The organism is Pseudomonas paraeruginosa PA7, from assembly GCF_000017205.1.
Lineage (GTDB): Bacteria > Pseudomonadota > Gammaproteobacteria > Pseudomonadales > Pseudomonadaceae > Pseudomonas > Pseudomonas paraeruginosa.
This window is the reverse complement of sequence record NC_009656.1, coordinates 237,265-262,990: the sequence shown is the minus strand read 5'-3', so window position 1 is coordinate 262,990 and position 25,726 is coordinate 237,265. Positions and strand designations below refer to the sequence as shown.

Here is a 25,726-nt window from a genome sequence, read left to right as displayed (position 1 = left end):
CGCTCAGGCCTCCAGCCGCTGTGGCCGCACCTGGCCGCGGCTGAGGTCCACCAGCAACGCCTGCAACTCGTCGAAGCGCGCCGCGGGCAATTCCAGGACCAGGCCGACGCCATCGGCGCGGTACTCTTCCTCCTCCACCCGCGCACCCAGCGCCAGGCTGCGCGCCTTGAGCAGCGCGTGCTCGGCGAAGGCACAGGCGAAGCGCACCCGGCAACGCTCGACCAGTTCGCGGCGCGGTGCCTGCTGCAGGCACTTGGCCGCGCCGCCGCCATAGGCGCGGGCAAGGCCGCCGGTACCGAGCTTGATGCCGCCGAACCAGCGGCTGACCAGCACCGCCACGCAGTCCATGTCCTGGCCCTCGATGGCCGCCAGGATCGGCCGTCCGGCGCTGCCGCCGGGTTCGCCGTCGTCGCTGAAGCGGTACTGCGCGCCGCACTTCCAGGCCCAGCAGTTATGCCCGGCGGAGGCATCGCGGTGGGCGGCGATGAACGCCTGCGCCGCGCCTTCGTCGGCGACCGGCGCGGCAATGGTGTGGAAACGGCTCTTGCGGATCTCCTCGCGGAACTCGGCGAGGCCTTGCAGGGTGCTCGGCATCGGTTCAGGCCGCCGGCGGGGTCAGGCCGCAGCCCTTGAGGATGATCCGCACCAGGTTCTCGGTCGCGGCGGCGAAGTCCTGCTTCGACAGGCGCTTGCGTCCGGTGACCAGGCCGATCTGGGTGGCGAAGTCGGCGTAGTGCTGGGTGCTGCCCCAGAGCAGGAAGATCAGGTGCACGGGATCCACCGGGTCCATCCGCCCGGCGGCGATCCAGGCCTCGAAGACCGCCGCACGGCCGCGGAACCAGCTGCGGTAGTCCTGGTTGAAGTGCGCGGTGAGGCACTCACCGCCGCTGATGATCTCCATGGCGAAGATCCGCGAGGCCAGCGGGTAGCGGCGGGAGAATTCCATCTTGGCGCGGATGTAGCCGGCCAGCGCCTCGGCCGGATCGTCTCCGGGGCCGAGGGTGTTGAAGGTGCCGTCCCAGAGTTCGAGGATGTTGCTCAGCACCGCCGTGTAGAGGCCCAGCTTGTTGCCGAAGTAGTAGTGCAGGTTGGCCTTGGGCAGGCCGACGTTCTGCGCGATGGTGTTCATGCTGGTGCCCTTGAAGCCGTGGCGGGCGAACTCCTCCTCGGCCGCGGCGAGGATCGCTTCCTCGTTCTTCTGGCGAATGCGCCCGGCCGGCTTGTCGCGGGCGTCCGGGGCGTGGGCGGGCACTGTCAGGGTCATGCGGCGGCTTCCATCGACGAGGTCCCCGCGTTGATACCCCAGCGCGGCCGGGACACACAAGCCGCGGGTGGAAAAATTTGCAAACGCGCGTATCAACCCAGCGGCTTGCGCCAGCGCGCCAGGGCGCCGCCCTCCGGGCTGCCCAGCGGCGCTTGGGCAACACGCTCCTCGGGCAGCAGCAGGTTGAGCAGGATGGCGGTGACGCCGCCGCTGGTGATCGCCGAATCGAACAGGGTCTTCACCACCGCCGGCATCTGGTCGAGCAGGGTCGGCTGGGCGGCGACGCCGAGGCCGACGCCGAACGAGGCGGCGATGATCAGCACGCTGCGGCGATCCATGGCGGTCTGGCCGAGGATGCGGATGCCGGCGGCGGCGACGCTGCCGAACATCACCAGGGTGGCGCCGCCGAGTACCGGCTTGGGGATCTGCTGGAGGATCGCGCCGATCCAGGGGAACAGGCCGAGCGCCAGCAACACGCCGCCGATGTAGATGCCGACGTGCCGGCTGGCCACCCCGGTGAGCTGGATGACCCCGTTGTTCTGCGCGAAGGTGGTGTTCGGGAAGGCGCTGAAGGTGGCTGCCAGCAGGCAGCTGACGCCGTCGCCGAGCACCCCGCCGCGCAACCGTTCGAGGTATTTCGGCCCGTCCAGCGGCTGGCGCGAGAGCATGCAGTTGGCGGTCAGGTCGCCGACCGTCTCGATGCTGCTGATCAGGTAGATCAGCGCCACCGGCAGGAACGCCATCCAGTCGAAGGCGAAGCCGAAACGGAACGGCTGCGGCAGGCTGAGCAGCGGCAGCTCGGGCAGCGGCCGCGGCACGAACACACCGGTCGCCCAGGCCGCCAGGGTGCCCAGCGCCAGGCCGCCGACGATCGCCGCCAGGCGCAGCCAGGGCAGGCGCGAGCGGTTCAGCAGGACGATGCTCAGCAGCACCAGCGCGCCCAGCGCCAGGTTGGCCGGCGCGCCGAAGTCGGCGGCCCCGGCGCCGCCGCCGAGGTCGGTGATGCCGACCTTGATCAGGCTGACGCCGATCAGGGTGATGACGATACCGGTCACCAGCGGCGTGATCACCCGCCGCAGGTGACCGAGGAAACGACTGAGGACGATCTGCACGAAGGCGCCGAAGAAACACACGCCGAAGATCATCGCGAGAATATCTTCGGGACCGCCGCCGCGCTGCTTCACCAGCATGCCGGCGGCCAGCACCGCGCCGAGGAAGGCGAAGCTGGTGCCCTGCAGGCAGATCATCCCGGCGCCGATGCCGAACGGCCGGCGCGCCTGGATCAGGGTCCCGACGCCGGAAACCGTCAGCGCCATGCTGATCAGGTACGGCAGGTGCTCGCCGAGGCCGAGCAGCGAGCCGATCACCAGCGGCGGAGTGACGATGCCGACGAAGCTGGCCAGCACGTGCTGTAGCGCGGCAAGGAAGGCGGGAAGCGGGCGCGGCCGGTCGTCGAGGCCGTAGATGAGGTCGTGGGGGCGTTGTTCTTCGCTGTGCATCGGGGCCGTCTCAGGGTGGCGCTCCTCGGGCGGCGAGGAGAATGCACGGCTTCTGCAAGAAACTGTCCAGGTGATCAGCTTATTCCTGCCGCCCAGGCTGCAAGGCACGCCCGGCGCGGGTCGAGCAGGCAACGATAGACAAACGCAAGGGCGACGGAGGTGACCGCCGCGCACCGTGCCGAAGCACGGCGCGCAATGTCGGGGCGCGCTGGCGGGGCGGGGCCGGAGCCCCGCGCCACGAACTCAGAAGTGGTACTTGACCAGGAAGCTGGCGGTGTTCTGGTCGGTGGTGAAGTACTGCGAGTCCTTCACACCGTACTTGTCGGACCAGTAGTCGTACTCCAGGCCCACGTACAGGTGCTTCGGCTCGTAGCCGAGGGCCTTGCCCAGGTCGTACTTGACCTGTGGGTTGAAGTGCAGGTTGGCGTGGTAGTCGCTCTGGTTGCGGCGGCTGGTGCTGGCGCTCTTGTTGTTGATCACCCAGTCCATGTAGCCGTCGATGAGGATGTCGGAGTTGCCTACCGGGATGGTGTAGGACCACACCGGGGTGATCTGCCAGGCGCCGGCGCGCACGCGGTTGCCGTCGGGCTTGCGGTAGTAGAAGTTGAGCTGGAAGTAGTCGAAGCCGGGAATCGCCAGGTCGAAGCCCGGGCCGAGCAGGTAGGCCTCGGTGTCGCCCTCGCCGAACTCGTAGGTGCCGGCCAGCAGCACGTCCTTCACCGGGCCGAAGGACAGGTCCGCGCCGGTCAGCTTGCCGAAGCTCAGGCGCGGAGTGATCTCGCCATAGTAGGTGTTCTTGCCGTTGCTGGCGTCTTCCTTGCCGTTGTAGTTGATCTGGTCGAAGAAGATGAACAGGTCGCCCCAGGTCCAGCCGCTGGCGTGTTCCAGGGTGAAGGTCTGCTGGATCGGCGGGTTGATCTTGAAGTTCTTGCCGTAGAGGTAGGTCAGGCTCTCGTTGTGCCAGAGCAGCGGCCCCGAGTCGGTCTCGTGGGTCGGCGTCATGTCATGGTCTTCGGCGACGGCCTGGCCTGCGGCCAGCAGCCCCCCGGCTAGCATCACGGTGGCGAGTGTGCGGCTCATTGAAACGCTCCTGGAGTGGATAGCTTTTTTTCTAGTGGGCGAACCTGTCCGAGCGGTCAGGCCTCGCCATGGATAGCAAGAACGAAGCCAAGACGGCGCGGACGCTTCGCCGGGTTTCCTGCGGCGAAGGGAACGCCTGTTTTTTCAGTGTTTTGGACAAAGGCGGCGAAGTGCCTCCAACCTCTCTACGACGGCAAAAACCTGACCCCAAGGACAGCTTTTGCCTTGCGCTGGTGCGTGGCCGGGAGGGGCGTGCTCGACTTTGGGTGGGCAGCGCGAAGAAAACTGGATACACAAAAACGATTTGTGACAAAAAGAATCAGCAGACTTTTGTACACAAAAAAGTGCGTGGTGTTTCTACACATCGCCGCCCCGGCAGACGGGCGAGAAGCGGCGCGGATGATGCCAGAGACGGCGGGCGGAATTCATCCCCGAATGGGGCTTTTCGTCGGGTTTCGGGACGCCCGGGGATAGATTCGCCAGGGCCGGCAAGGCTCCAATGTCATGACACCCTCGATGTTGCGTAGCGGAGCGCGCGTGAGCACCGCGTAGCCTGGCTGCTTCTCATGCCCACCGGGACTTCCTGTTTCGCCATCCGCAGAGCGGATGCGCCCCGGGCGTTATCCGCCGGACGGGTCTGCCCGCCTCCCCCACATGAGTCCCTCACCACACCGCGATCTGCGAGTCGGTGCGCGGCTCGGTGCCGCCACAGAGCACGCCGCTGGCCGGGTCACGCAGGACGATCTGGCCGCGCCCGTAGCTGGTCGAGTCGTAGGCGATCTCCACCTGGTGCCCACGCTGCGCCAGCTCCGTCGCCAGCGCGCGCGGCGCGGCGTGCTCGATGCCGACGCGCAGCCCGCCCAGCCACTGCCAGCGCGGCGCGTCGAGGGCGGCCTGGGGGTTGAGGCCGAAGTCCACCAGGTTCATCACCATCTGCACGTGGCCCTGCGGCTGCATGTAGGCGCCCATCACGCCGAACGGGCCGAGCGGTATGCCGTCCTTGCTGAGGAAACCGGGGATGATGGTGTGGAAGGTCTGCTTGCCCGGCTCCAGGCAATTCACGTGGTCCGGGTCGAGGCTGAACTCGGCGCCGCGGTTCTGCAAGGCGATGCCGGTGCCGGGCACCACCACGCCGGAGCCGAAGCCGTGGTAGTTGCTCTGGATGAACGAGACCAGGTTGCCCTCCTCGTCGCCGCAGGCCAGATACACCGTGCCGCCCGGCTTCGGCTGGCCGGGCGTGGGGTCGAGCGCGTGCGCGCCGATCAGCGCGCGGCGGCTGGCGGCGTAGTCCTCGTGCAGCAGTTCCTCGACCGAGACCCGCATCGACCGCGGCTGGCTGATGTAGTGCAGGCCATCGACATAGGCCAGCTTCATCGCCTCCAGCTGGCGGTGCCAGGTCTGCGCGCAATCGCGCTCGCCGAACTCGAAGCCCTTGAGGATGTTCAGGGTCATCAGGGCGATCAGGCCCTGGCCGCTCGGCGGGATCTCCCAGACGTCGTAGCCACGGTAGTTCAGCGCGATCGGTTCGACCCACTGCGCCCGGTAGCCAGCCAGGTCGTCCAGGCGCAGGTAGCCGCCGCTGTGCTCGGCGTGGCCGGCGATGGTCCTGGCCAGTTCGCCGCGGTAGAAGCTTTCGCACTGGCTGCGCGCCAGCTCGTCCAGGGTGTCGGCCTGCCCCGGCTGGCGGAACACCTCGCCGGCGCGCGGCGCCCGACCGTCGATGAGGAACTCGTCGAACCAGGCCCGCAGCTCGGGCCGTTGCGGCAGCGCCGCGCGGAACTTGTCCAGGCCGCCCTGCCACAGGCGGGCGATCACCGGCGAGACCGGGAAACCGTCGCGGGCCAGCTCGATCGCCGGTTGCAGCAACTGCCCGAACGGCAATTTGCCGAAGCGCCGCGACAGTTCGGCCCAGGCCGCCGGGCAACCCGGCACGGTGACCGGGGTCCAGCCGTACAGCGGCATCCTGTCATGACCGGCAGCGCGCACCCGCTCGCGGTCGAGCAGGCCCGGCGCGCGCCCGCTGGCGTCCAGGCCGTGCAGGCGGCCGCGGGTCCAGACCAGGGCGAAGGCATCGCCGCCGATGCCGCAGCCGGTCGGCTCGACCACCGTCAGCGCGGCGGCGGTGGCGATCGCCGCGTCGATGGCGTTGCCACCACGGCGCAATATCTCCAGCCCGACCTGCGCCGCCTGCGGCTGCGAGGTGGCGACCATGCCACGGCGGGCATGGACCGGCGAACGTTGCGAGGCGTAGGGAAGCGCGTGGGCGGAGAAGTCGAGCATCGGCGTGGGCTCCGGGAAACTTGAGGCGGCAGGTTAGCCCTGCCAGACTCTGCCGACTAGCGACACGACGCCAAGTCATGACGATGAACGGACAGCCTGCGGAACTCCACCGCCCCATTCCCCGCCTCGCACGCCTGCCACGACCAGTCTATGCGCGCGCGGAAAGCCTGCGCGCCGGTTCCTGGACCTCGCGCCATCACCACGCCTGGGTGCAACTTTCCTACGCCATCAGCGGCGTGCTCGGCGTGCATACCGCCGAAGGCAGCTTCTTCGCCCCGCCGCAACGGGCGATCTGGATTCCGGCACAACTGGAACACGAGGTGGTCACCTCCACCCGCGCCGAGATGCGCAGCCTGTACATCCGTGGCGACGCCTGCGCCTGGGCGCCCACGCGCTGCCGGGTGCTGGAGGTGACGCCGCTGGCGCGCGAGCTGATCAAGAGTTTCTGCGAACTGCCGGTGGACTACCCGGAGGGCGACAGCGCCGAGTCGCGGCTGGTGCAGGTGCTGCTGGACCAGCTGCGGCTGCTGCCGGAGGTCGCCTTCTCCCTGCCGATGCCGCGCGAGCCGCGCCTGCTGCGGCTGTGCCAGGCACTGATCGACGAACCGACCCAGAGCCTGACCATGGGCGACTGGGCGCAGCGCCTGGGCACCTCGGAAAAGACCCTGTCGCGCCTGTTCCAGCGCGAGACCGGGATGAACTACCGGCTCTGGCGCCAGCGCCAGCGCCTGCTCGCCTCGCTCAACGCGCTGGAGGCCGGCGACAGCGTCACCGGCGCCGCCCTGGACAGCGGCTACGACTCGACCTCGGCCTACATCGCCGCCTTCAAGGGACTCTTCGGCTTCACGCCCGGCGAGCTGTTCAGGCAGCGCTGAGCCCGGCGAGAGGCCCGGCGCGCCGGGCTCAGAACACGTCGACGGGGTAGTCGACGATCACCCGGTACTCGTCGATGTCGTTGTCCACCGCGCTGTAGCCGCCGGTGCCACGATGGGTCGCCCAGCGCAGGCGCAGCGAGAGGTCCTTGGCCGGACCGCCCTGGACCACGTACTGCAGGTCGAGGTCACGTTCCCAGTGCTTGGCGTTGTTGCCGTCGGCGCTGTACCAGCCGCCGTAGCCGGGGCTGTCCGGATCGACCCGGGTCAGGTCCAGCTTGCCGCGCGAGTAGGAAGCCGAAGCGGTCAGGCCGGGCATGCCGAGGGCGACGAAATCGTAGTCGTATTGCAGCTTCCAGGACTTCTCGTTGGGGCCGTTGAAGTCGGAATACTGCTGCGAGTTGTCGAGGAAGATGCTGTCGCCCTGGTTGATGTAGTCGAACGGCGTGTTGCCGTTGACCTTCTGCAGCACCGCGGTGACGGTGTGCTGCCTGTAGCCGACCGCGAAATGCAGGCTGTAGGTGTTGTTGTCGATCCGGCCGAGCAGCGAGTCGCCGCTGTCGACGGTCTTGTAGTAATGCGCGCCGGGATTCAGCGACCAGTCCTCGTCGATCTCGTAGGTGTAGTCGACGTCGGCGTAGTACTGCTTCCAGACGTTCTGCAGTTCGGCGGCGTACAGGCTGCTGGTGAAGCCCTCGATGCCGCCCCAGGTGCCGCCCAGCCAGCTGAGGTGATGGCTGTCGCGGTCGCCCGGCAGTTCGCCGTAGTACGAGCCGAGGCGACGGTGGCCACTCTGGTTGTAGTACTTGGTGAAACTGACCTGGCCAGCCGTGAGGGTCAGGTCCTCGAAACTGTTGTTGGTCAGGCTCACGCCACGGAAGGTCTGCGGCAGCATGCGCGACTCGCCGCCGGCGACCACCGGGTTGCCGAGGAACTGGTCGCCCAGCTTCAGCTCGGTGTCGAAGGCGCGGATCTTCAGCGCCGCGCCGCCGCTGGAGAATTCGTCGGGTGCCTTGCCGGACTCGTAGCCTTCCTTGCTCGGCGCGGTGATCGGCAGGATGCTGGTGCCGCCGGTACCGCCGCCGCCGTCGAGCTTCAGCCCGAGCATGCCGTAGGCGTCGACGCCGAAACCGACCACGCCGGGCGTATAGCCGGACTGGAAGGTGGCGATGAAGCCTTGCGCCCATTCCTTGCTGTCGTGCCCGGAGGCGTGCCGGCGGTCATGGTTGAAGTAGTAGTTGCGGGTCAGCAATTGGAGGCTGGAGCCTTCGATGAAGCCTTCTTCGGCTTCCCCCTCATCGGCCCAGGCGCCAGGCGCGCTGAACAGCGCCAGCGCCAATGGCGTCAAGGCGAACAGATTCCTCATTGCGGTTGCTCCTTTTACAGCGTGTTGAAATCCGGCAGGGCCGGAAAGGTGTTGTGGTGTTTCCGGCGGCGCTTCTGGCGGCGTCGCGCGGGCGATCGCTCCCACGGGGCGCCCAGGCGGGCGCAACCCGAAAAAAAAGGCCGCTGGTAGCAGCGGCCTTGAGAAGACGTCGAATAGGAGCAATCAAGGTTCGGCGTCGGGAAGTCTTTCCAGTGTATGTACCGGACACTGGAAACCGGTTGGAACGCAGTCGGACTCTTCTATGGAAAGTCTCTTCGACTCATCGGGCATCATGTTTTTCACGTCCCGCTCTTCGGTTGGCGAGATCGAGGCAAACAGAACGGATAATCGTCTACAGCCGGCGATAATTATCCATTGAGCTGGCCCGATTATATTTTTCCGCCATTATTGGAAAAACCCCGCTATCAAACGAAAGTCCTTTACATATTTTGCAAGAATTATCCGGGCGCTCGGAAAGGCAAAAAAAACGCCGCATATCGTATGCGGCGCAAGGACAGGGTACCCAGGCTCACGCTTCCCGAGTACCCGGGGGAAGCCATGGCGCGCCCGGCGCCATGCACTGGATCAGGAGTCGCGGCGGGTCTCGGCCGGCGCGGCGGAGGCGGACAGTTCCTGCTGGTGCTCGATGGCCTGCTGGTTGGCGTCGACCATGCGGTTGGTCATCAGCGAGGACTCTTCGGCGAAACCGACCTGGGAAAATGCGAGGGAAAACAGACTGAGTACGGCGGCAGCAAGGATCTGGCGATTCATGGCGGGTCTCCGATGACACCCTTTTCACTTGGGACGGGAGCCATATTAGTTAACCGCCATGGTCGGAAAAATAGCCAAACAGACGAGAGAGTATTACCTCAATAACAATAATCCCTCATTGCGCCCAGTAACTTGAACTTTGCATGGTGGTTTCGTCGCGAGCGAATGCCTGGGGCAATTCCTGTTGCAACAGGTCGACCCAGGTACGGATCTTTGCGTCCAGGTAGCGCCGCGACGGATACAGCGCATAGATGGTCCGTTCATGCATGGTGTGGCCGGGCATCACCCGCCGCAGCTCGCCGTTGCGCAGCGCCGGGGCGGCCACGTAGCTGGGCAGCAGGGCGATGCCCAGACCGGCCCTGGCCGCCTGGGCCATGACCTCGGCGACATTGACCATGAAGGTGTTCTGCGGGCTGACGGTGCGCTCGCCCTGCTCGTCGACGAAGAGCCAGCCCTCCGGATAGGCCGGGTCCTGCAGGCGCAGGCAGACATGCTGCTCCAGTTCATCCACCGAACGCGGCACTCCGCGTTGCTGCAGGTAGCCGGGGCTGGCGCAGAGCACGCTGTGGATACTGCCCAGGCGCTGGGCGACGAACTCCGAGTCGGGCAACTGGCGCTCGCCGGTGATCAGCACGTCCTGGCCTTCCTCGAGCATGTCCGGGTTGCGCTGGGACAGGGTCAGCTCGATCACCACGTCGGGGAACAGCGCGCCGTAGCGGGCGATCATCGGCACCAGGTGGTGCTGCCCCAGGCCCATCAGCGACTGCACGCGCAGGCGTCCGCAGGGGCGGATGTGCGCACCGCTGGCCTCGGCCTCGGCGACCTCGATGTCCGCGAGGATCGCCCGGCAGCGCTCCAGGTAGCGTTCGCCGGCCTCGGTCAGGGCCAGGCGCCGGGTGGTGCGGTGCAGCAGGCGCGTCTGCAGGTGCGCCTCCAGGTCGGAGATCAGCCGCGACACCTGCGCGGTGGACAGGTCCAGGGCCTGGGCGGCGGAGGTGAAGCTGCCGCTGTCGACCACCCTGGCGAACACGCGCATGCCTTGCAATGTGTCCACTGTTACCTCGGTTGCAAAACAGATTCGTAAATTGGTCGGATTTTCCGCGGCGCCGGGCTGCCTATACTGGCCCTCGTCGCCGTAGCAACGCCGGGCATACCCTGCCCGGCGTCGGGGCGGATGGCCCACCCGCCGCCCGCCTTCCTTCCCCCCGCACAGACTCTGCTACGGCGACGCCCCTTTCCCTCTCCGCCGCGCTCAGCGTCCCGGCTCCGGAATCCGGTACCAGGCGACGTACAGCGCCGGCAGGAAGATCAGCGTGAGCAGCGTGGCGGCGACGATGCCGCCGATCATCGCATAGGCCATCGGTCCCCAGAACACCTCGCGGGCGATGGGGATCATCCCCAGGCTGGCCGCCGCCGCGGTCAGCAGGATCGGCCGGGTGCGGTGGTGGGTGGCTTCCAGCACCGCTTCCCAGGGCGTCTTGCCGTCCTTCTCGAAGGCATCGATCTGGGTCACCAGGATCACCGAATTGCGGATGATGATGCCGATCAGCGCGAGGATCCCGAGGATCGCCACGAAGCCCATCGGCGTGCCGGTCGGCAGCAACGCCGCGACCACCCCGATCAGCCCCAGCGGCGCGACGCTGGCCACCAGGAACAGCTTCTGCACGCTCTGCAGCTGGATCATCAGGAAGGTCGCCATGAGGAACAGCATCAGCGGCACCACCTTGGCGATCGGGCCCTCGGCCTTGCCGCTCTCCTCCACCGTGCCGCCCACCTCGATCCGGTAGTTGGCCGGCAGGCCGTCGGCGAAGCGCCTGACCTCCGGGGCCAGGCGGGCGACCAGGTCGGTGGGCTGGATCTCGCCACGCAAGGACGCCTTCACGGTGATCGTCGGCTTGCGGTCGCGGCGCCACACCAGCGGCTGCTCCAGCTCGTAGCTGACCTTGGCGAACGCCTTGAGCGGGATCGAGGTGCCGCTGGGCGTGACGATCTGCAGGCTCTCCAGGGTCTCCAGCGAGCCACGCTCGCTGTCCTCGGCGCGGCCGATGACGTTGACCAGGTAGATGTCGTCGCGCACCTGGGTCACCGCGCTACCGGTCACCACGCTGTTCATGATCTGCGCCACGTCCTCGGAGGACAGCCCGAGCTGGCGCGCCTTGTCCTGGGCGATGTCGATCTTGAGCATCTTCCCGGGCTCGTTCCAGTCGTAGACGATATCGCCGATGTTCGGGTTGCCGTCGAGCACCCCGGCCAGGCCCATGGCGTATTCGCGGACCTTGTCGATCTGCGGCCCGCTGACCCGGTACTGGATCGGCCGACCCACCGGCGGCCCCATCTCCAGCGGCTGCACGTAGGTGCTGATACCGACGTAGTCCTTGCGCAGCCGTTCGCGCAGGCGGGTGGCGACGCGCTCGCGGGCTTCCAGGTCCTTGGTGACGATCACCAGCTGGCCATAGAAGTTGTTCTGTAACTGCTGGTCCAGCGGCAGGTAGAAGCGGATCGCGCCCTCGCCGACGTAGGCGCTCCAGTGATCGATGTCCTCGTCGTCCTTCAGCGTCGCTTCCAGGCGGTCCATCACCGCCCGGGTCTCGTGGATGCTGCTGTTCTGCGGCAGGTTGAGGTCGACCAGCAGTTCCGGCCGGTCGGAAGACGGGAAGAACTGGTGCTGGACGAACTTCATCAGGAACAGCGACACGCCGAACAGCAGCGCGGTGAGGAAGATGGTCGTCCAGCGCCGGCGCATCGCCAGGTGCAGCAGGCTGTCGAAACGCTCGGCGATGCGGCTCTTCTTCTGCTCCGACTTGTGCTTGAGGGTCTTGGGCAGGATGTGCACGGCGATCACCGGGGCGAACAGCACCGCGACGATCCACGACAGCAGCAGGGCCACGGCGATCACCGCGAACAGGGTGAAGGTGTATTCGCCGGCGGAGCTGGCGTTGAGCCCGATGGGCACGAAGCCGGCCACCGTCACCAGGGTCCCGGTGAGCATCGGGAAGGCCGTCGAGGTGTAGGCGTAGGTCGCCGAGTCGTGCAGCGAATCGCCCAGCTCTAAGCGGGTGATCATCATCTCCACGGTGATCATGGCGTCGTCCACCAGCAGGCCGAGGGCGATGATCAGCGCGCCGAGGGAAACCCGCTGCATGGTGATGTCGGTGTACTCCATGAACACGAAGACCATCGCCAGCACCAGCGGAATCGAGCAGGCCACCACCAGCCCGGCGCGCAGGCCGAGACTGACGAAGCTGACGATGAGGACGATCACCACCGCCTCGAACAGCGCCTGGGTGAAGCCGCCGACGGCCTTCTTCACCACCTGCGCCTGGTTCGACACCTGGTGCACGCCGACCCCCACCGGCAGCTCGCCGGTGATCTCCTGCATGCGCGCGTTCAGCGCCTCGCCGAACTCGAGGATGTTGCCGCCCTCCTTCATCGCCACCGCCAGGCCGATGGCCGGCTCGCCCTTGTAGCGGAACAGCGAGGTCGGCGGATCGACGAAGTCGCGGCTGATGCTGGCCAGGTCGGACAGCCGGTAGAAGCGCTCATTGACCCGCAGGTTGATGGCCTGCAGGTCCTTTTCCGAACGGAAGTTGCCGGAAGTGCGCACCGAGATGCGCTCGGGGCCGGCCTCGACCACCCCCGAGGGGGTCACCGCGTTCTGCGCCTGCAGGCTCTGCACCACCTGGCGCTGGTCGAGACCGAGGGCGGCCAGCTTGCGGGTGGAGAAATTGAGGTAGATGACTTCGTCCTGCGCGCCGATCATCTGCACCTTGCCCAGGTCCTTCACCGAGCGGATGTCCAGGCGCACCTTCTCCACGTAGTCGCGCAGTTGGCGGAAGTCCAGGCCGTCGGCGGTGAAGGCGTAGACGCTGCCGAAGACGTCGCCGAACTCGTCGTTGAAACCCGGCCCCTGGATGCCCTGGGGGAATTCGCCCTGGATATCGGAGATTTTCTTGCGTACCTGGTACCAGATGTCCGGGATGTCGCCGGCCTTGGTGGTGTCCTTGAGGTAGACGAAGACCGTCGATTCGCCGGGCCGCGTGTAGCTCTTCACGTAGTCCAGCGAGTCCAGCTCCTCGAGCTTCTTCTCGATGCGGTCGGTGACCTGCTCCAGGGTGTCGTCCACCGTGGCGCCCGGCCAGCGGGTCTGGATGACCATGGTCTTGATGGCGAACGAGGGGTCTTCCTCGCGGCCCAGGTTGAGGTAGGAGAACACACCCATCACCAGCGATACCGCCATCAGGTACCAGACCAGCGACTGGTGGCGCAGGGCCCAGTCCGACAGGTTGAAACCGCCCTTCATCGCGCATCCTCGTCGAGTTTGATCTTCTGCCCGGGCTCGAGGCTGTTGACCCCGGCTCTGACCACCCGGTCTCCATCGACCAGGCCGCGGCCGATCACCACCTGGCGTTCGTCGCGGCTGAGCACCTGTACCTCGCGCAGGGCCACGCTGGACTGCTTCGCATCGATCACCCAGACCTGGGTCTTGCCGTCGCGCTCCAGCAGCACGCTGGCCGGCAGTACGCTGCGCACGCTACCGGCGCTGCTCAGCTGGACCTGGATGGTCGAACCGAGGCGGAACGCCTCCGGCGTCTGCGCCAGGCTCAGGCGCACGCGGCGGGTGCGGGTCGAGGCGTCGGCCTGCGGGCCCAGCTCGCGGATGCTGCCGGTGGTCCTGGCCTGCGGGTCGAGCTGGGCGCTGACCAGGAAGCGCGCGTCGGCCGGAAGGCTCTCGGCGACCTCGGTGGGCAGATCGAAGACCGCCTCGCGCACCTCGGGCCGGGCCAGGGTGACCACCGCCTGGCCGGCGCTGACCACTTGCCCGGCCTCGGCATGCCAGGTGGTGATGACACCGTCGAAGTCGGTCACCAGGCGTGTGTAGGAAAGCTGGTCCCTGGCCTGCTGCAGCGCCGCTTTGGCCTGGTCGAAGCTGGCCTGGCTGGTCTTCAGGCGGGTCCGCGCGTCGTCCAGACGCGCCTGGGCGGTGACGCTGCGGGCGAACAGTTCTTCCTGGCGCCGGGCATTGGCCTGGGCGTCGATCAGCTGCGCCTCGGCGCTGGCCAGGTCGCCCTGGCTGGCGCGCAGCTGGTTCTGCTGGTCGGTGGGGTCGAGGGTCGCCAGCAGCGCGCCCTTGCCGACGAAGTCACCGACGTCGAACAGGCGCGAGGCGATCCGTCCATTGGTGCGAAAGCCGAGCACGCTCTCGTAGCGCGCCTGGATGCTTCCGGCGAAGCGGCCGAGGTCATCGTTCTTCAGGGTCTTCACGGTCACCGAGAGCACCGGTCGCGGCGGCGCCGAGGGTTGCTCGTCGCCGCAGGCGGAGAGCAACAGGGCGCAGCCGAACAGGCTGGCGAGGACAACCGGCTTCATGGCTGGCCTCCACCGAGGGCGTCACGGCTGGCGGTGGTCTGGGTCGGCTGCGGCGGCTGCGCGACCTCGACCACCTGCCCCGGGTGCAGCAGCTGGCCGCCGACGGTGACCACCGTCTGACCGGCCTCCAGGCCGCTGGCGATGACCACCTTCTCGCTGGCGTAGCGCGCCACCCGTACCGGTTGCAGGCGCGCCTTGCGCTCCTGGTCGAGCAGCCACACCGCCGGCTGGGAGCCGAGCTTGGACAGCGCCGACCAGGGCAGTACCACGCTGTGCTGCGCCGGCGCGGCGACGCTGGCATTGACCACGCTGCCGAGGGTCATTTCCGCCGGCACCGCGTCGAGGCCGACCTTGACCTTCAGCGTGCCGCTGCGCTCGTCCACCGTCGGGGTGATCTCGCGGACCTTGCCGCTGGCGGTGACCTCCGGCCTGCCGAGCAGGCTGACGCTGATCCGCTGGCCCTCGACGTCGTGGCTGAACAGCGATTCGTAGACGTTGAACACCGCGTCGCGCTCGCCGTCGCGGGCCAGGGTGAAGATCGGCACGGTGGCCTGCACCACCTGGCCGACCTCGGCCTGGCGGGCGGTGATCACCCCGGCGTCGGAGGCCCGCAGCTCGGTGTAGGAAAGCAGGTCGCGGGCGTTGGCCAACTGCGCCTGGGCGGCCTTCAGCGAACTCTGCGCGCTGCGCACCGAGGCCAGCGCCTGGTCGTACTCGCTCTGGCTGGTGTAGCCCTTGGGCAGCAGCGCCTTCTGCCGCCGATAGTTGAGGTCGGCGAGCTTCGATTGCGCCTGCTGCGCGGCGACCGCCGCCTGGGCGTTCTCCACGTTGCTGCGCTGGTCCTGCGGGTCGAGCCGCGCCAGCACCTGGCCAGCCGCGACGTGGTCGCCGACATCGACCAGGCGCTCGACGATCTTGCCGCCGACGCGGAACGACTGGTCGGCCTGCACCCGCGCCTGGATGTCGCCGGTGATCGAGGTGGCCGAGGCGAACTCGGCCAGCTTCACCGTCTGCGCCAGCACGCGGGTGCGTTCCTCGGTAGGCGGCTCGGCGCCGCAGCCGGCCAGCAGGCTGGCGCACAGGATGGCGGGCAGCGCCATCCGTGGCCAGTGACGTTTGCAATGAAAAGCGCCTCTGGCGTCTGACATGCCTTCCCCTTCGCGATCCATACAGATACCGGCCGAACCGGCCGGAAACTCCCAGAATTGGCAGGGATTCTAGCCGCGTCCCCAAGGATTGCGACTATCAGATGGAAGCGGGGGTTCCTTTTCCAAACTTGTGGAGGGGTTCGCTACAGGCGTCAGCTGAACAGGCGCGCGCTCAACTCGCGGCTGGCCTCCAGCAACAACGGCAGGAAGCGGTTTTCCAGCTCGGCGCGGGAAACCCGGCCGGCATGGGTGCCGACGTTCAGCGCGGCGAGTACGTGGCCGGCGGAATCGCGCACCGGCACCGCCAGCGAGCGCAGGCCGACCTCCAGCTCCTGGTCGACGATGCACCAACCCTGGCGACGGATATCCATCAGGCACGGCAACAGGGTATCCGGGGTATAGAGGGTGCGGCTGGTCTTGGCCTGCATCTCCACCTCGCCGAGGTAGCCGTGCAGCGCGTCGTCGTCCAGCGCGGCGAGGAGGATGCGCCCCATCGAGGTGCAGTAGGCGGGCAGCCGGCTGCCGACGTTGAGGTCCACCGAGATCAGCCGCTGCGGCGTCGCCGAGCGAGCGATGTAGAGCACGTCGTCGCCTTCCAGGGTGGCCATCGAACAGGCTTCGTGGAGCTGCTCGCTGAGGCGGTCGAGGATCGGCTGCGCGGTGATCGCCAGCGGCGTCGAGGACAGGTAGGCGTGACCCAGGGTGAGCACCTTCGGCAACAGCGAGTAGGTGCGCCCGTCGGTGGTCGCGTAGCCGAGCTGCATCAGCGTATGCAGGCAGCGGCGCACGGCGGCGCGAGGAATCTCGGTGCGGTGGCTGATCTGGGCGATGGTCAGGTGCCGCTTGCGTTCCTGGAACGCATGGATCACCGCCAGGCCGCGGGCCAGCGAGGTCATGAAGTTGGGATCGCCGGTGAAGGCCGCGATGCGCCTGGCCGGCGAGAGAACGCTCGGCGGCGCCAGGGTGGCGGGATGTTCCGGATGTTCGCTCATGGACATTTGCGCTCGCTTCACGGGTAAACGAGCCGATTATCGAACAGTTGTGCGGTAATCGCAATTGACCCTGGTGGCTCCGACTGTAGTACTGTCGGGCTACCCATCGCCCTCCGGGAGTAATGTCAGGTACCCATCGGCGGGTTCTGGGTAACGCCCTTGCCGCTCCGGCAAGGGCGCCTCTCCTCCCCCGCGCGTCCTGCGCGCGACCGGTACCGCTAGAAGTCGAAGAACACCGTCTCGTTATCGCCCTGGATACGGATGTCGAAGCGGTAGGCGAGCTGCCCGTTCACCTCGCAGCGCCGCGCCACCAGGGTGTCCCGCCGCGGCGCCTGCTCGATCAGGTTGAGCACCGGGCAGGCGGCGTTGGCCTCGGCCTCGTCGTCGAAGTACAGGCGGGTCTGCAGGTGGATGTTGATGCCGCGGGCGAACAGCGCCACGTTGATGTGCGGCGCCATCGGTACGCCCTGGGCATTGCGCACGACCCCCGGCTTGACCGTGTGCAGCGTCCACTCGCCGGCGTCGAAGGTGGTGGCGGTGCGGCCGAAGCTGTTGAAGGGCTGTTCCGGGTCGTAGCGTTCCTGGTAGCGGCCCTCGCTGTCGGCCTGCCAGAACTCCAGGAAGGAATCGCGGACCAGGTGGCCGTTGCCGTCGTAGACGTGGCCGAGCAGGAGGATGTGCTGGCCCGGCGCGTCCTCGCGGGCCATGCGGTTCCAGATCTCCAGGTCGCGGGTCGGGTTGCCGGCGGCGGCCAGCGCCAGGCCGATGTGGACGTAGGGGCCGGCGGTCTGGGAAGGGGTTTCCCGCAGCAGTTCGTGGCTCATGGTCGGCTCCTCAGGCGTTCTCGAAGAAGGTCCTGCGCTGCCCGCGCAGGACGATGTCGAAGCGGTAGGCCAGGCAATCCATCGGATTGGCCATGCTCATGTCGAGCCGGCCGATCAGGCTCTGCGCCGCCTCCGGGTCGGCAAGGGTACGGATGATCGGGCACCTGGGGATCAGCGGGTCGCCCTCGAAGTACATCTGGGTGATCAGCCGTGTGGCGATCGCCGGGCCGCTCACGGACACGTGGATGTGCGCCGGACGCCAGTCGTTGGGGCCGTTGCGCCAGGGATAGGGACCGGGCTTGATGGTGCGGAAGTAGTAGTTGCCCTCGCTGTCGGTGAGGGTCCGGCCGACACCGCCGAAGTTCGGATCGAGCGGCGCCAGGTAGCGGTCGTTCTTGTGCCGGTAGCGTCCGCCGGCGTTGGCCTGCCACATCTCCACCAGGGTATGCGGGACCGGCTTGCCGTACTGGTCGAAGACCCGGCCGAACATGATGATCCGCTCGCCCTGGGGCAGGCCGCCGTGGTCGAAGTTGAGCAGCAGGTCGTTGTCGTGACGGCCCAGCTTGAGATGGGAGAAGTCCGGCCCGCTGGTTTCCGAGAGCGATTGCGGAATGCTCACCAGCGCCTGGCTCGGCGAGCGCGGCACGGAGGTCTTGTAGTCGGGGGTCAGCGCTTTGGGGTGCCAGTTTCGGTCACGGATGACGAAACGACGATTCTCGGCGTCGTGCATGTCAGGCTCCTGTTATTCGCATTGTCGGTCGCCAGGCTTGTGGATTCAGGCATGGAGAGGGAAGTCTTGCGCAGGAAGCGGGACGGGGACAGTGAATTATCCGGCCAGACACATAACCGTTTGGTTATGCGAAATCAGTGCAGCTCGGCGGCCACCTCGCGCAGCACCACGCTGAACCACTGCGCCCCCAGCGGCAATGGCAGGGCCGCGTTGTGACACAGCCCGACCGAACCGCCCGGCTCGCGGATGCCCAGGTCCAGTTCGACCAGCTCGCCGTTGCCGACGTCCAGGCGCACCGCGTCGCGCGGCGCCACCCAGATCGCCTCGCTGCGCAGCACGTAGCTGCGGCTGAGGGTCGGCGAGAGTGTCTCCAGGCGCTGCCCGGCGAGCGGGATGCCACACTGCACGAACAGGCTGTCGGCATGGCGGCGGATGGTGGTGCCGGCCAGCGGCAGCACCAGCGGGAAGTCGGCCAGCCGCTGCGGGTCGCGGAGCGGTGCGGCGAGCAACGGATGGCCGGGGCGCACCACCAGCATCATCGACTCGCTGTACAGGTGCTCGAAGGTCAGGCCCTGGATTTCCGGGCTGTCGGTCATCCGCCCGACCACCAGGTCCAGCTCGCCGACCTTCAGCTGCGCCAGCAGGTAGGCGCTGGGCCCGGTGGCGACGCTGACCACCAGCGCGCGGTGGCGCCGGTGCAGGCGGCGGAGCACCTCGGGCACCACCAGGCTTTCCACCGTCGAGAGCACGCCGACGCGCACCGTCTCCACCTGCGCCTCGTGGCCCCGCAGGGTGTTCACCCCATCGCGCAGGGCCTGCACGCAGGGGCCGGCATAGCGCAGGAAGGTCACGCCCGCCTCGGTCAGCTCGACGCCGGCCTTGCTCCGCTCGAACAGACGCGCGCCGAGGATTTCCTCCAGTTCCTTGAGGGTCTTGGAGATCGCCGGCTGCGACACCGCCACGGCGTCCGCCGCCTTGGCGAAGCTGCGCTGGCGGGCGACTTCGAGGAAGCAGGCGAGGTGGCGGAACTTGATGCGGTTGTCGAGGTTCATGGGGCGGCCGTGGCGGCGAGTGGTGCGGGCATGGTACCCAACGGGCAGGCTGGGGACGAGGTGGCGTTTGGCGAGGTAGTGCCCGGGGGCTCTCCGCATCCCTCTCCCTAGCCAGGGCGTGGGGGGAGGGCGGCGGGCCTGCCTCCCGTCGTCCAGGTGCCCCGCCTGGAGGGATCCCCGACTCAGAACTCCACCGTCGTCGACACCTGGAACTGCCGCGGCTCGCCCATCGCCACGTACAGGCGATTGGCACTGGACGGGTAGTAGGTGCGGTCGAACAGGTTCTTCACGTTGAGCTGGAACTTCACCCCGTGGCCGCCGAAGCGGGTGTCGTAGCTGGCGAAGGCATCGGCCACGGTATAGGACGGCAGGTCGAAGGAATTGCCCGGGTCGCCCGGGCGTTCGCCGACGTAGCGCGCGCCGCCGCCCAGGCGCAGGCGGTCGCCGCCAAGGACCTCGCCGAGTTCGTAGACCGCCGACAGCGACGCGGTGTTGCGCGCCACGTTCTGCAGGCGCTTGCCCTCCAGGGTCGGGTCCTCGGTGACTTCCGCGTCGAGCCAGGCGTAGCTGCCGATCAGGCTCCAGCGTTCGCTAAGCTGGCCGGTGAGGTCCAGTTCCAGGCCGCGCGAGCGGACCCGGCCGGCGGCGCGCACGCTGCTGTTGCCGGCGCCGTCGAGTTCGTTGACCAGCACGTTCTTCTTGCGGATGTCGAACAGCGCCAGGGTGCCGCTGAGACGCCCCGGCACATCCAGCTTGGCGCCCAGCTCCCAGGAGGTCGCCTCCTCCGGCAGGATCGCCGAGTCGATGGTCTCGCCGGTGCTCAGCGGGGCGATGGTCGAGTTCGGCTTGAACGAGCGCGTGTAGCTGCCGTACAGCGAGACCTCGTCGCTCAGGCGATAGACCAGGCCGCCGCGCGGCACCCACTTCTGCCCATTGATGTCGGTGTTGGCGTTGAACGGCCGGCCGCGCCCGGCGAGCTGGTCGTAGATCTGGTAGCGCGCGCCGCCGACCAGGATCCAGCGGTCGTCCAGGTGGATCGAGTCCTGGAAGTACAACGAGTCGCTGCGCAGCTTGTCGGTCTGGTCGCTGTCGCCGGCGACCACCCGGGTCGACGGCACCACCTGGCCATAGACCGGGTCGAGGTAGTCGAAGCGGCTGGTCCTGCTGTCGCGCAGCAGGTCGGCGCGGAAGATCTTGCGCTTCTCGTGGTCCATGCCGAACTGCAGGTCGTGCCGCATCCCGGCCAGTTGCAGCGCGCCGCTCAGGCCGAGGGTGGCGAAGCTGTCGCTGCTGACCGCGCCGTGGGTGCCGTCCATGCGCCGGGTCAGGGTGCCGTCGGCGTTCACGGCCATCACCCGGGCCTGGTTGTCGTCGTAGGTCTCGCGACTGTAGCCGTAGCCGAAGTGGGCCTTCCAGCTGTCGTCGAGCTGGCGTTCGAGGTCCAGGCGGGTCAGGTCGGAGCGGCCCTCGGTGATGTTGAAGGGCTCGTCCAGGCGCCGGCTGCGCGGGATGTCCAGCGGGCGGTTGGTGCGCGGGTCGATGGCCGTGCCGCGGTCGAACGGCGTGGTGAACTCGCGGTGCTCGTAGCTCAGGTTGACCGTCGTGTCCTCGCCGTACCAGGCCAGCGAGGGCGCCACCAGCGTCTCGCGGCTCTTGCCGAAGTCGCGCCAGTAATCCTCGTCCTCATGATCGAGGATCATCCGGTAGGCCAGTCCGCTGTCGCCCAGCGGGCCGGTGGAGTCCAGCTGGCCGCCGCCGCCGTTGCGCCCGTGGGCGTAGGCCGAGCCGCGCAGGGTCAGGGCGTTGGCTTGCTGCAACTGCGGCTTCCTGCTGACCACGTTGACCACCCCGCCCGGGTCCTGGATGCCATAGAGCAGGGATGCAGGCCCCTTCAGCACCTCGACGTGGTCGGCGGTGGCGGTGAAGTTGCGGCCCTGCACCGAGGGCATGCCGTCGCGCATGATCGAGCCGTCGCGGTTGTCGCCGAAGCCGCGCTTCATCACCGCGTCCTGGGTACCGCCGAGGGTGTTGGCCTGGGTGATGCCACTGATGTTGCCCAGCGCGTCGTCAAGGTTGCGCGGACGCTGGTCCTGTAGCGCCTGTGCCGGGACCACGCTGATCGTCTGGGGGATTTCCAGCACCGGCGCATCGCCGCGGCTGATCGAGGCGCTGGCCGCCGGCCGGTAGCCCTGCGCCGGTGCGGCGGCGGACACCGTGGTGGCATCGAGGTCGAGCGCGCCGCTGGCGGGGATCGGCTCCAGGGTCAAAGTCCGCTCGTCGACCCGCCGCGCGCGCAGGCCGCTGCCCTGCAGCAGGCGTTGCAGCGCCTCCTCCGCGCCCAACGAGCCGTGCAACGCCGGCGCGGTCGCCTGCGGCGGCAGTTCGGCGGTGTAGAGCAGCGTCTGCCCGCTGGCCCGGCTGAACGCGTCGAGCGCCCGCGCCAGCGGCGCGGCGGCCTGGCTGAAGCGGTAGCGCACCGCCTCGGCGGCCTGCGCTGTGGCGGCCAGACAGCCGAGGCTGAGGAACAGGGCGGGGAGAGTATGCAGGGCGAAGCGCGGGAACGGGGTCATGGGTTGCTCGTGTCGGTCGCTTTTCCAATGCGAATCAATCGCGGTCATGAGCACTACACGAAGCGGCGGTGGTTTTACCTCACCCCGCGGCGCAAAAAAAATTCGTCGCCGGGAAAAATTCCGGCACCCGAACGGACCGGGGCCGTCGTCAGCGGATCACCACCAGGCGTCCGAACAGGATCTGCTGGCGATAGCCGAGTACCGCCTGCAGCGACTTCAGCGCGGCTTCGGGATCGTCGCTGCGGAAGCTGCCGCTGACCGGCTGGCGGCCGAGCGCGTCGTCGAGCAGGAGAATGCGGCCGGGGTAGTAGCGAGCGAGTTCGTCGAGCACTTCCGCCAGCGGCTGCCGGTAGAAGCTCAGCCAGCCCTGGCGCCAGGCCAGCGCGGCGGCGGCGTCGACGGCCACGGGCCGGCCCAGCTCGCCGTCGGCGAAGCCGACCTGCTGGCCGGCACCCAGCACTTCCTCGGCGGCGCCCGCGCCCGTGCCGGCGCTCACCGCGACCCGCCCTTGCAGCACGGTGACGCGGGTCGCCCTGGCGCCGCGACGGACTTCGAACTCGGTGCCCAGCACCCGCGCCCTGCCCTCGCCGGCCTCGACCACGAATGGCAGCGCGTCGCGCTTCACTCGCAACGCCACGGCGCCGCGCAGCAGTTCGACCCGCCGCTGGCCACCGTCGATACGCACGCGCACCGCGCTGCCGGCGTCCAGGCTCAGGTAGGAACCATCGGCCAGCTTCCATTCGGCGACCTGCCCCGGCGCCGCGACATAGTCGGCGCGCCAGTCCTGCAGCCAGTCGCCGGGCTGCCACCAGCCGCCCAGCCAGAGCATCGCCAGCAGGCAGGCCACGCTGGCCAGCGGGTAAGCCCAGCGCCGTGGGTTGCGCGGCGCCCGCCGCGGCCGCAGGTAGATCTCCAGGGCGTCGGCCTCTTCCAGGGCCAGCCGGGTCGCCGGCATCTCGGTCAGGCGCCAGAGCGTCTCGGCGCGGGCGTAGGCCTGGGCATGCTCGGGGCGCTGCGCCAGCCAATCCTCGAAAGCCCGCCGGACGGCCACGTCGGATGTGCCGCGCAGGCGCACCAGCCAGGCCTGGGCGGTCTGCTCCAGGGCCGGATCGCAGGGCGCGGCGTCGCTGTCGGTTCGGGTCATGGCTGGGCGCTCCGGGTCTGCTCGCCGGCCGGGCCGGCCAGGCTCGCCTTGCAGGCGTCGAGGGCGCGCATCATATGTTTTTCCACGGCGCTTTGGGACAACTGCATGGCCCGGGCGATCTCCGCGTAGGTGCGGCCATGGATGCGGTTGAGCAGGAAGATCCGCCGGGTCCGCTCGGGCAGGTCGCGCAGAGCGGCTTCGACCCGCCGCCACTGGTCGCCGGCCTCGAGCGCCTGCTCGGGTCCGACCGGCTCGCCCTGGCGTTGCTCCGGCAGCCAGTCGTCCAGCTGCCGCTGCCGCGAGCCCTCGCCACGCAAGTGGTCGATGGCCAGGTTGCGCGCGCTGCGCAGCAGATAGCTGCCAAGCTCCTCCACCGGGGCGGCCGGGCGCCGCCAGAAGCGCAGGAACAGCTCCTGGACCAGGTCGGCGGCGGTCGCCCGGCAGCCGACCCGGCGCCTGACCAGGCTTTCCATGCGCTGGCGCTGGGCCAGGAAGGCCTTGAGCAGATCCGCGCGGCGCGCCGCCTCGCCGTCTGCCGGCAAGGCATCCGGGCGCGGGCCGGAGGGTAGGTCGCGGTCGGACATCGGTGAGGGACGGCTGCACGAAAGCCGGCGCCGGAACGGCGCCATGGGGATGCTGCGCAGACCCTCAAATGATAATGCTTATCATCAATGCCGAGAAGCCGGTGACGACGAAACGCCCGGTGGAACCCCGCCGGCCCTCACTTCACCAGGCGCGCATCCAGGCTGTTCTGCGCCAGGCGCCTGGCCTGTTCCTCGGTCATTCCCAGGCTCTGCTGCAAGGCGTGGAAGTTCTCGGTGACATAGCCGCCGAAGTAGGCCGGGTCGTCGGAATTCACCGTCACCTTCACGCCACGCTCGAGCATGTCGAGGATGGTGTGCTGGCTCATGTCGTCGAACACGCAGAGCTTGGTGTTGGACAGCGGGCAGACGGTCAGCGGGATCTGCTCGTCGATCAGCCGCCGCATCAGCCGTTCGTCCTCGAAGGCGCGCACGCCGTGGTCGATGCGTTCGACCTTGAGCAGGTCGAGGGCTTCCCAGATGTACTCGGGCGGCCCCTCCTCGCCGGCGTGGGCGACGGTGAGGAAGCCTTCGCTGCGGGCGCGGTCGAAGACGCGCTGGAACTTGCGCGGCGGATGCCCGACTTCCGAGCTGTCGAGGCCTACGGCGACGAAGGCGTCGCGGAACGGCAGGGCCTGGTCGAGGGTTTTCTGTGCTTCTTCCTCGCTGAGGTGGCGGAGGAAGCTGAGGATCAGCCCGTGACGGATGCCCAGCTGCTTCTCGCCGTCGCGCAGCGCGGCACGGATGCCGGCGAGCACCACCTCGAAGGGAATGCCGCGGTCGGTGTGGGTCTGCGGGTCGAAGAACGGCTCGACGTGGACCACGTTCTGCGCCTTGCACTTCTGCAGGTAGGCCCAGGTCAGGTCGTAGAAGTCCTGCTCGCTGCGCAGCACGTCGGCGCCAGCGTAGTAGAGGTCGAGGAATTCCTGCAGGTTGTTGAAGGCGTAGGCCTTGCGCAGGGTCTCGACGTCGTTCCACGGCAGGGCGATGCGGTTGCGCTCGGCGAGGGCGAACAGCAGTTCCGGCTCCAGGGTACCTTCCAGGTGCAGGTGCAGTTCGGCCTTGGGCAAGGCGTTGAGCCATTCGTACATGGGGTGGGTTCTCGCGATCAGGCTGGTCGTTGCCGGCAAGTTTAACCTGTCCCGCGAGCCAGGCCCGAGGGAATCCCCCGGGCCGCTGCCAGCGGCAACTCAGGCCGTCTCGCCGCGCCGATAGGCATAGGTCTGGGCGAAGCGCGAGGTCAGCCACTCGCCGCAGGTGGTCGGCGGGTACCTCGGCGGATTGTCCGCGTCGAAACAGCCCGGCAGGCAGCGGATCTCGGTGTCGCTGTGCGGCTCGGCGAAGAACGGCATGGAATAACGGTCCACTCCGCGCGGGCTGAGCACCCGGTGCGGGGTCGAGCGATAACGGTCGTTGCTCCAGCGCGCCATCATGTCGCCGATGTTGACCACGAAGGTGCCGTCGATCGGCGGTGCGTCGATCCATTCGCCCTGGCGGTTCTGCACTTGCAGGCCGCCGGCGGCGTCCTGGTAGAGCAGGGTCACGCAGCCGTAGTCGGTGTGCGCGCCGGCGCCGGGCTGGTCGGCGCTCTGCCGGTCGGCGGCCGGCGGATAGTGGATCAGGCGGAACACGCTGACCGGCTGCTCGAAGCGGCGGTCGAAGAAGTCCTCCTCGATCCCCAGGGCGATGGCCAGGGCGCGCAGCACGGTACGGGCCAGCGCCAGCATGTCGGCGTAATGCCCCTCCAGCAGCGCCTCCCAGCCGGGCAGGTCGGGGTGCCGGTTGGGCCCGTAGAAGGACGTGCCGGCGCCCACGTCCGGATGCTCCGCCGGCAGGTGCAGGGCCATGTCGAAGGTTTCCTTGAAGTCGCTGGGCAACGCCGGGTCGAGCTGCTCGGTGGCGATCGCGCCGTAGCCGCGATGGTTGCGGCTGCGGGTGATATCGATCTTCAGCTTCTCTTCGACGGGCAGCGCGAAGAACTCCCGCGCCGCCGCCAGCAGGGCTTCGAAGCGCGCGGCCGGCAACGGGTGCCCGGCGATATAGAAGAAGCCCCACTCGCGGCAGGCCTGGTCGATCCGCCGCGCCACGTCGTTCCAGGCGCCGCGGTCGGCGCCGTAGAGCGGGGCGATGTCGATGATGGGTAGACGGTCCACTCGCGCTCTCCTCGATGGGCCCTGTACGGAAAG

The 25,726-nt window shown here is 68.2% G+C and carries 21 protein-coding genes; 1 reads left to right on the top strand and 20 read right to left on the bottom strand.

The genetic code is table 11. The annotated features are described in order from the left end of the window. Positions 1–3 precede the first annotated feature (3 nt). The 5 genes from PSPA7_RS01175 to PSPA7_RS01155 all read right to left on the bottom strand — a co-directional run bounded on the left by PSPA7_RS01175 (position 4) and on the right by PSPA7_RS01155 (position 6,123). Positions 4–594: an IMPACT family protein gene (locus tag PSPA7_RS01175; RefSeq protein ID WP_011979204.1), complete on the bottom strand. Its 591-nt coding sequence runs from the start codon at positions 592–594 to the stop codon at positions 4–6. A 4-nt stretch (positions 595–598) separates the two neighbouring features. Further along, positions 599–1,264 carry a TetR/AcrR family transcriptional regulator gene (locus PSPA7_RS01170; protein WP_011979203.1) on the bottom strand — a complete coding sequence of 222 codons (666 nt, stop codon included), beginning with the start codon at positions 1,262–1,264 and terminating at the stop codon, positions 599–601. Positions 1,265–1,356: 92 nt separating this feature from the next. Then, positions 1,357–2,763 (bottom strand): uracil-xanthine permease family protein, encoded by a 1,407-nt coding sequence (locus PSPA7_RS01165; RefSeq protein ID WP_011979202.1) that lies wholly within the window; start codon positions 2,761–2,763, stop codon positions 1,357–1,359. A gap of 243 nt (positions 2,764–3,006) precedes the next feature. Continuing rightward, positions 3,007–3,843 carry an outer membrane protein OmpK gene (locus PSPA7_RS01160; protein ID WP_003102209.1) on the bottom strand — a complete coding sequence of 279 codons (837 nt, stop codon included), beginning with the start codon at positions 3,841–3,843 and terminating at the stop codon, positions 3,007–3,009. Positions 3,844–4,506: 663 nt separating this feature from the next. After that, positions 4,507–6,123, bottom strand: a complete 1,617-nt coding sequence (locus tag PSPA7_RS01155; protein ID WP_011979201.1) for a gamma-glutamyltransferase family protein — start codon at positions 6,121–6,123, stop codon at positions 4,507–4,509. A 77-nt stretch (positions 6,124–6,200) separates the two neighbouring features. On the opposite strand from PSPA7_RS01155, the gene PSPA7_RS01150 reads away from it, so the two are divergent. Continuing rightward, positions 6,201–6,998: an AraC family transcriptional regulator gene (locus PSPA7_RS01150; protein ID WP_003155775.1), complete on the top strand. Its 798-nt coding sequence runs from the start codon at positions 6,201–6,203 to the stop codon at positions 6,996–6,998. Between the two features lie 28 nt (positions 6,999–7,026). On the opposite strand, the gene PSPA7_RS01145 is transcribed toward PSPA7_RS01150, so the two are convergent. The 15 genes from PSPA7_RS01145 to PSPA7_RS01070 all read right to left on the bottom strand — a co-directional run bounded on the left by PSPA7_RS01145 (position 7,027) and on the right by PSPA7_RS01070 (position 25,693). After that, complete coding sequence (locus PSPA7_RS01145) at positions 7,027–8,361, bottom strand: OprD family porin (RefSeq protein WP_011979200.1); 1,335 nt, start codon at positions 8,359–8,361, stop codon at positions 7,027–7,029. Between the two features lie 585 nt (positions 8,362–8,946). Beyond that, positions 8,947–9,132 carry a hypothetical protein gene (locus PSPA7_RS01135; RefSeq protein ID WP_011979196.1) on the bottom strand — a complete coding sequence of 62 codons (186 nt, stop codon included), beginning with the start codon at positions 9,130–9,132 and terminating at the stop codon, positions 8,947–8,949. A gap of 115 nt (positions 9,133–9,247) precedes the next feature. Beyond that, entirely contained in the window at positions 9,248–10,186 is a 939-nt protein-coding gene (locus PSPA7_RS01130; protein ID WP_041025268.1) for a LysR family transcriptional regulator, read from the bottom strand. A gap of 198 nt (positions 10,187–10,384) precedes the next feature. Next, positions 10,385–13,432, bottom strand: a complete 3,048-nt coding sequence (gene triC, locus PSPA7_RS01125; protein WP_011979194.1) for a triclosan efflux RND transporter permease subunit TriC — start codon at positions 13,430–13,432, stop codon at positions 10,385–10,387. Further along, a complete protein-coding gene (gene triB, locus PSPA7_RS01120) occupies positions 13,429–14,499 on the bottom strand; it encodes a triclosan efflux RND transporter adaptor protein TriB (RefSeq protein ID WP_003155781.1) in 1,071 nt (356 codons plus the stop codon). Before triB ends, triC begins: the two co-directional genes overlap by 4 nt. Next, the gene (locus tag PSPA7_RS01115; protein WP_079262223.1) at positions 14,496–15,647 is read right to left on the bottom strand and encodes an efflux RND transporter periplasmic adaptor subunit; all 1,152 of its coding nucleotides are present in this window, start codon (positions 15,645–15,647) and stop codon (positions 14,496–14,498) included. The genes triB and PSPA7_RS01115 overlap by 4 nt, the downstream gene beginning before the upstream one ends. 152 nt (positions 15,648–15,799) lie before the next feature. After that, the gene (locus tag PSPA7_RS01110) at positions 15,800–16,639 is read right to left on the bottom strand and encodes an IclR family transcriptional regulator domain-containing protein (RefSeq protein WP_003155598.1); all 840 of its coding nucleotides are present in this window, start codon (positions 16,637–16,639) and stop codon (positions 15,800–15,802) included. Positions 16,640–16,857: 218 nt separating this feature from the next. After that, complete coding sequence (pcaG, locus tag PSPA7_RS01105) at positions 16,858–17,463, bottom strand: protocatechuate 3,4-dioxygenase subunit alpha (protein ID WP_011979191.1); 606 nt, start codon at positions 17,461–17,463, stop codon at positions 16,858–16,860. Between the two features lie 10 nt (positions 17,464–17,473). Then, entirely contained in the window at positions 17,474–18,193 is a 720-nt protein-coding gene (gene pcaH / locus PSPA7_RS01100) for a protocatechuate 3,4-dioxygenase subunit beta (RefSeq protein ID WP_003155602.1), read from the bottom strand. A gap of 134 nt (positions 18,194–18,327) precedes the next feature. Next, a complete protein-coding gene (pcaQ, locus tag PSPA7_RS01095) occupies positions 18,328–19,245 on the bottom strand; it encodes a pca operon transcription factor PcaQ (RefSeq protein ID WP_003155604.1) in 918 nt (305 codons plus the stop codon). Positions 19,246–19,427: 182 nt separating this feature from the next. Further along, the gene (locus PSPA7_RS01090; protein ID WP_011979190.1) at positions 19,428–21,815 is read right to left on the bottom strand and encodes a TonB-dependent siderophore receptor; all 2,388 of its coding nucleotides are present in this window, start codon (positions 21,813–21,815) and stop codon (positions 19,428–19,430) included. Between the two features lie 148 nt (positions 21,816–21,963). Next, positions 21,964–22,959 (bottom strand): FecR family protein, encoded by a 996-nt coding sequence (locus PSPA7_RS01085; RefSeq protein WP_011979189.1) that lies wholly within the window; start codon positions 22,957–22,959, stop codon positions 21,964–21,966. After that, positions 22,956–23,501, bottom strand: a complete 546-nt coding sequence (locus tag PSPA7_RS01080; protein WP_074197231.1) for an RNA polymerase sigma factor — start codon at positions 23,499–23,501, stop codon at positions 22,956–22,958. Before PSPA7_RS01080 ends, PSPA7_RS01085 begins: the two co-directional genes overlap by 4 nt. A 179-nt stretch (positions 23,502–23,680) precedes the next feature. Further along, positions 23,681–24,631, bottom strand: a complete 951-nt coding sequence (locus PSPA7_RS01075) for an adenosine deaminase (protein ID WP_011979187.1) — start codon at positions 24,629–24,631, stop codon at positions 23,681–23,683. Between the two features lie 99 nt (positions 24,632–24,730). After that, positions 24,731–25,693, bottom strand: coding sequence for an isopenicillin N synthase family dioxygenase (locus PSPA7_RS01070; RefSeq protein WP_011979186.1), 963 nt, complete (start codon positions 25,691–25,693; stop codon positions 24,731–24,733). Between the last annotated feature and the right edge of the window lie 33 nt (positions 25,694–25,726).